This is a genomic window from Dolichospermum sp. LEGE 00246 (assembly GCF_015207865.1).
GTDB classification, from domain to species: domain Bacteria; phylum Cyanobacteriota; class Cyanobacteriia; order Cyanobacteriales; family Nostocaceae; genus Dolichospermum; species Dolichospermum heterosporum.
Genome location: NZ_JADEWA010000348.1, coordinates 1 through 5,838 on the forward strand (window position 1 = coordinate 1; position 5,838 = coordinate 5,838).

6 protein-coding genes are annotated in these 5,838 nt (G+C 37.3%); all 6 read right to left on the reverse strand.

Annotation, left to right across the window (positions count from 1 at the left end; genetic code table 11):
• The coding region (locus IQ228_RS19315; protein ID WP_228043956.1) for a hypothetical protein at nt 1-992 on the reverse strand (992 nt) is incomplete at its 3' end.
• Nucleotides 993-1,004: 12 nt separating this feature from the next.
• Nucleotides 1,005-1,916, reverse strand: a complete 912-nt coding sequence (locus tag IQ228_RS19320; protein WP_193963988.1) for a hypothetical protein — start codon at nt 1,914-1,916, stop codon at nt 1,005-1,007.
• Entirely contained in the window at nt 1,900-2,802 is a 903-nt protein-coding gene (locus IQ228_RS19325; protein ID WP_228043957.1) for a hypothetical protein, read from the reverse strand. The genes IQ228_RS19320 and IQ228_RS19325 overlap by 17 nt, the downstream gene beginning before the upstream one ends.
• Before the next feature lie 13 nt (nt 2,803-2,815).
• Nucleotides 2,816-3,583, reverse strand: a complete 768-nt coding sequence (locus IQ228_RS19330; protein WP_193963990.1) for a GTPase domain-containing protein — start codon at nt 3,581-3,583, stop codon at nt 2,816-2,818.
• Between the two features lie 5 nt (nt 3,584-3,588).
• Nucleotides 3,589-4,176, reverse strand: a complete 588-nt coding sequence (locus IQ228_RS19335; RefSeq protein ID WP_051424198.1) for a 4Fe-4S single cluster domain-containing protein — start codon at nt 4,174-4,176, stop codon at nt 3,589-3,591.
• 94 nt (nt 4,177-4,270) lie between these two features.
• Entirely contained in the window at nt 4,271-5,329 is a 1,059-nt protein-coding gene (locus IQ228_RS19340; RefSeq protein ID WP_027400679.1) for a hypothetical protein, read from the reverse strand.
• Nucleotides 5,330-5,838 lie beyond the last annotated feature (509 nt).

Genomic DNA, 5,838 nt, shown 5'->3' on the forward strand with positions numbered 1-5,838 from the left:
GTTTCATTTATAATCTCATATAAATCTGCATCTGAGCAATCTTTGAGATATCCAAATAATTCTTCAGTTTTTTTAGGATTTAATTTATTTTGATTAGTAAATATTTTTGCTATATCTATTAAACACGTTGTAATCTTGTTGTTTGGTGCTATTTGACCAGGATTTTTAGCTAGTGGAGATGTATTTTGTGTAGTTGCTGTAATACCACTATTGTTAGGATTGGAGTTTAAATTATTAGGATTATGTGTTTGTGGTGATGGTAAATTTAATGGAGGTAAATTACGTTGACGGATATTGCCGGGTATATCCTCTTTAGTAGCGTAAAAAATAGCTAAAAATCTTTCTGGATATGCTATTTTGTGAACATTCCAAGCCCAAGCATTAAGACGAGTAGCACGATCACTAAGACCTAAAGCTAGATAGTGTAGTTCTATATATGCTGGGTATGCTTGTTGCCAAAGTTCTTTCTTAACTACTGTAATTTCAGGAATTTCATTCAGTTTTTGTACATATTTCAATATTTCTGGAAAGTTTCTTTTTTGAATTTCTTGATAATATAGTCTTTCGGATGGTGATTTTTCCACTAATTCAGCCATATCAAACTTAGGCTGTTTGTGAATAGACCACCAATATATTAAAGTCCCAATACCATCAACATACTGAGATAATTTTGACTTATCTAACCAAAAATATTTATAGCCAATAGTAGGACGACCACCATCATCTAGTTGCCTATTTGCTACTGCTAAAACAGAATATTTATTATCTATTTCTCTGGCAATGAGAGCAAAATCATCCTGTTCTGGTGGATAATTATCATTCAACTTAAAATCATCATTAATTACTGCTTCACGAATTTCTGGGGGAACTTCATAACTCGCACGAGCGATTTTCTCAAAAGCATAACCACCGGATACATAACATTGATAAACGTCTGACCAACGGACATTATCAAATGCTCTACAAAATTGATAAATGTGAACAACTGACATAATTATCTGCTCCTAAATATCTCTTAATTGATTATCTTCCTTACCCGTTGCTAACCAATACAAAGGAGCAACTAAACCTAAAGGTCGCCATACTCCTGGTTTATCAATTACTCCATAAGTTCCCCCACTATCTCGATTCTTTTTCTTGAAGTTTGGTCTGGGTGGTGTTCCTTTTGTGCCAAAGGTAGAAGCAAAAAAGTAATTTGTAGAACATCCCCATAGGTTACTCCATTTCTTTACTGTAGTTTTAAGATTAGGAAATTTCAAGCCCATGAAAGTGTCTATATCTTCCCGAAAACCGGAAGCGGGAGGTTGTTCACATTTGGTAAATACTACCGCAATTCGATAGTTTTGTAATCCTCCATTATTAATAGTTAATCGCTCATTTAATTCCCTTTGTAAATTGTCTAAAGCTTGAGCATATTCTTGATCAGATGTCCTGGTAGCAGTGCTATCAATCAGTATCAATAAGCCTGAAGCAGTGGCACAATCATCTAAATAACTAACTAAATGTGCGCTAGGATTGGCAAGATTGCGTAATTCTTTAATCAGTTCCCCAGAGTATTCTCGACAGGATACTCGCAGTCTAATAGGTTGATTTTTTAAAGCTGGCAGAGGATGATTAATAAACTTAGCTTTTAAGGTAATTAGTAAGGAGTATGTTGGTAAATCCTCAGCTTCTCCACTCCCATAATCTGTACCTGCTAACTCTCTACCATCTTCTAAAATGTCCTGAGCCCTATTAATTAATTCCCCCGCTTCGTCGTTATAGGGGTCAACGGCAAGAATAGGACTATCTTTTTTAGCATTTGGCCAACGAGCTAGAGCCGCCATAAACGCTGTTTTTCCAGAACGACGAGGACCAATAACGCGAAAATCCTGGTTTCCTCCTATTTCCAGAGGAATATTAGAGGCTCTCGTCATGAAAAACCCTCCCTGTACTTAACCAATAAAGTGGGGAAATTAATCCGAAGGGTTTCCAAGCATCAACCTCTCGTAAATAGGCACTAAATTCGGCGGAACTGCCATCATTTGGTATATAACGATTAGGACGGGGATCATGTTCTCCATACCTATCCCCCATCACACCGAAGGCAGAACAGGCAAAAAACCGCAATCTTGACGGTGGTAATTTGTCTTTCAAAACTCTATAAGTTTCCTTTAACCGCACTCTAAATAAATCTTCTTCCGCATCTAAACGACAAGGCCAAAGTTCTCCTCGTTCACATTTATTGATAACTACGGCAACTCTCAATTGATTTAAAGTTTCATTCACATTAGCCTGTTCGGATAATTCTGTTAATAGCCTATTCAGAGCAGGTGCATAGAGTTTGGTATCATTACTTGCATCCCAATCAGTCAGCATAATCATCCAACTTTTGGCGGTTAACCAATCTTCTACATATTCTTGAAATAATTCTCTATCAGGTGTAGCTGCACATTCAAATGTTTCGCCAGCGTAATCTTTGACGTTTAATCCTAATGTTATTCCTGGTGAATTTTTAGTAGTAGGAATTTGAATTTGAAAAGAAAAATATGGTTCATCACCATATTTAATATCTGTACCCGAAAGAAGTGATCCCTTTTCTAAAATATTTTTAGCCTCCCCAATCAGTTCTTCAGCATCATCAGAAGTAGGTGTAATTTTCAAGCCAGGAAATTGTTTTTTTAACTCCTCTGGAAGTCGCAATAATGAAGCCAAATAAGTGGTCTTGCCGGAATTGCGAGAGCCAATAATTCTAATATCATTGCCAATTAATTGTTGTTTTTTCAGAATTGTACGTTTATTTTGAGAATTTTTGGCAAGCATAAGATTTTATGGGTTAATTATAAATAAGATAAGGAGCAAGATACAGCCAAGGCAATTCTAGTAATTCCTGATTTTCGGTAGTAGTAATAAAGAAGTTAGTCCGAGAACCAATTTCTGTTCCTTTGTATTTACGAATGACTTGATTTGCAACTCCAAAATATGACTCAACTACATGATCACTATAATCATACCAAGGGGCTGCACCGCCTCTATCTGGACGGTATCTCCAGTCTTTTCCTTCTGCTTCTACATCACAAAATAAATCAGCTTTATGGAGGGTGATAACTATATGTTTGACTCGTTGACAATTCTGTTGTAAAAAGTCGAACCAGTTCTGTAAACCATTCACCCATTGATCAGTGGTTGGTAATGTATCAATTGGTTGGAGGTGATGAGCAGCCATATTTATCCGAGTTCTAGAAACTAGACTTTGGTGGGGAGGTAACATTAAAATTACGGCTTTACTTTGCTTGACTTTATTTTCCATTCCTTGCCAAGCTGCTGGATAATCTTTCCGATATTGGGGGTTACTCCAAAACTCTCCAGGGGTATCAATCCATAAAATATTCAGTTGTCTTGGTCCGGTAGCTGGTAAATCCACCTCCATGTTTAAGGTTCTGGGATTTTCACCTATCTCCGTACCTGCTATTTCCTTGGTACTGGGATTGTATAAGTCACTGGCTAGGATATTACTGATTTTGACATATTTCCCATGTTCAGCCAAGGCTCTGACCATGCTGGTTTTTCCGGTTTTGCGATCGCCTATCACCACAATACTCATCTGCTTTATACCCCACCCTGATCAAGTTGCTTGTATTCCACAGGAAACCCCGTATATGTTAATGTCTCTGAACCTAATATCCACTCCTGACGCGGTATATTCACCAAATCAGCTTCAACAATTCGCCCAGACAAAAAATGCAGTTTTTGATTATTTGAACCCCTTAATGGTTGATTGCTAATTTGCTGTTGTATAAATAAGCCATCCACTAATAAATCTATATGATTTAGTAACCTTTGACTATCAGGGATATTATTGAATTGTAACTGTTGTAATTGATACCCAGTCCAACAAACAACCGTCTTACCTACGGATTGCACACGACGTGCTAAATCTGCCAAAGCCACAGCTTGAGCAAAAGGTTCACCACCGGAAATAGAAATACCCGCTAAATCCGGTAATGCTTGGAATTTTTGCCACATTTCCTCTACAGTCACCACCTGATTCAACTTAAACTGCAAATAGTCAGGATTTTGACAACCTAGACACCGAAAAGGACAACCTTGCACCCAAATCACCATCCGAGTTCCTGGACCATTAGCACAAGAATGAGGCAGCCAACTAGCTATATTTAGCAATAGCGGTTGTGTCATAATTTACTATCTTTCAGTTAATGATTTTAACCCACTAAGGTGGGTTTTGCCCGTGTAGCCGCGATTTCTAATCGCCTGGTGGTAATAAAATATATCAATACTCCTGACTTTCAGAACGTCGCTCAGGTATTTTATTAAAATCAGACTCCATAGTTGTTTTTACGGAAATAATCCCCATGTCCACATTCCGCCATTCTTTGTCCACAGGTTCACCATTCCATGCTGTCCATTCCACCTGATAACCTTGCTGTTGAAACAGTTCAATCACATCAAAAGTCCGACTAGAACAGGAAGAATCACCTTCTTCATCATGAGGACCAGCTAAATCAATTTGTTGACCATCAAACTGGATTCGCATTTGCGTATTGACTCCTTCATGGGTTTCAATATTAATAACTACATCACCATCATTAATTTCCGCAATTTTGGCAACATAACCAACTTCTTGCCAAGATGCTACTAAATTTTTCGCCGCAGTATAAACTTGCTCGGCTTGAGATTCATATCTACTAATTTCTTGATGGAAATTTTCTATATCTTCATCAGAAATATTTTGCCAACTATTACACATTCCATTGATTTTGGTTTGTAATTGTTGAGTAATATGATTAGGAAGACTTGACTGTAAATTATCGAGTCTAGATTGTAGAAATTCAACCTGTTTTGTCCACTCTATTTTAAGTTGTTGAATTGCCTGAATGCGAGCATCATCTAATGTTTGTAAATATGTTTGAGCATCAGTTAAATTATTATTTTGTAATGCCGTTTCCGTCTTCTGGATAGCTTGTTGCACACTTGCAGAATCTAATAATTGCCGATTAATTAAAATTTGATATTCTGACTTAATCTTAGGTAATTGCATTTTCAAATTCTGCACTTGTCTTTGTGCATCCTGAGATAGAGCTTTATTTACCTCAGCAGCTATTAATTTAACCTGTTGATATTCTTGAACAACAATCTTTTTTCTAGTAGCACCAGAACGAAATTGAGCAATTTTTTGTTGTCTATCCTGCTCTTTCTTGATAGCAGATTCTCTTTCCTGACGCTGACGTTCTTGGTAAGCTTGCAATGCGGAAGTCACACCATCAAATAAACCTGGTTGTGATGCTGTAGAAATACCAGCAGTGACGCTAAATGTTTTTTGTCCACTCATAGTTCTTACTTGATACACTTTATTGCTATATGAAGTAAATTCTAACTTATACGGTGGTATTTTAGACAGTTTTGTTCTGTTTTTTACCGCTAAATTTATTTGTGTAGTTAGGGAACATGGAAATAAGGCACAAAGAAATATATGTACCAATTTTTATTAAAATGGAGGGTTAAATTTATATAGAGAACTCCACAAAAGAGATGAACTGCTTGCAGCAGCACCTCGCTGTCCAATCTTGTGGGATGTGGGATGGGCATCTTGCCCGTCCTTGTATTATTAGCGGGCAAGATGCCCGCACCACAAGAAATTTTGGGATATTTTTTTAATTGGAAGTCTCTATGGGTTTAGAGGTTGTTTGCAAAGTTTTAGGTTGTGATTTTAGCTTAAACAACAGATCCCCCCTAACCCCCCTTAGTAAGCTACGGTGTACACACAAGTTATCGAATCACCATTATTCCTCAAATTACCCCACCCTAACCCTCCCCGATGCTTTGGGGAGGGAACTAATT